Source organism: Rhizobacter sp. P1_G5, from assembly GCF_056405435.1.
Genome location: NZ_JBFUCB010001150.1, coordinates 1 through 710 on the forward strand (window position 1 = coordinate 1; position 710 = coordinate 710).

The following is a 710-nucleotide window of genomic DNA, read 5'->3' on the forward strand; positions in this document are numbered from 1 at the left end:
GTGCAGGCCCCGGCACTGCAGGCCGATGCGGCCAGCGACACCGCCTTCGTGTTCCAGGAGCCCACGCTGATGCCCTGGGCCAGCGTGTTCGACAACGCCTGGCTGCCGCTGCGGCTGGCCGGCGTCGCGCGCCGCGATGCCGCCGCGCAGGTGCTGCCGCTGCTGCAACGCATGGGCCTCGAAGCCTTTGCGGACGCCTTCCCGGGCGAGCTGTCCGGCGGCATGAAGATGCGCGCATCGATCGCCCGCGCGCTGGTCACGCAGCCCCGGCTGCTGCTGATGGACGAGCCGTTCGCCGCSCTCGACGMGATCACCCGCCAGCGCCTGAACATCGACCTGCTCGACGCCTGGCAGGCCCGCCCGATGGCGGTGCTGTTCGTCACGCACAGCGTGCTCGAGGCGGTGTTCCTGAGCCAGCGCGTGCTGGTGATGGGCGCACGGCCCGGCCGCATCGTGGCCGAATTCCGCATCCGCCGGCCGGTGCCGCACGAGGCAGCGTTCCGCGACAGCGACGACTACGTCGCCCAATGCCGGGCCGTCTCGCGCTCGCTCGAGGCCGCGCACGCCGCGGCAGCCGCGTGAACGAACGCTGGCGCCGCCGCATCGCACCGGCCGTCGTGCTGCTCGCGCTGCTGGCTGCGTGGGAGGCGCTGGTGCGGCTGGCCCACATTCCGCACTACACGCTGCCGGCGCCCAGCCTCGTGCTGCAG

Annotated in this window: 1 protein-coding gene; it reads left to right on the plus strand. The window is 73.3% G+C overall.

Annotated features, from left to right (window positions below; all coding sequences use genetic code 11):
- Positions 1–582: ABC transporter ATP-binding protein (locus tag AC1D12_RS34660; protein ID WP_477845576.1), on the plus strand; the 582-nt coding region annotated here is incomplete at its 5' end.
- Between the last annotated feature and the right edge of the window lie 128 nt (positions 583–710).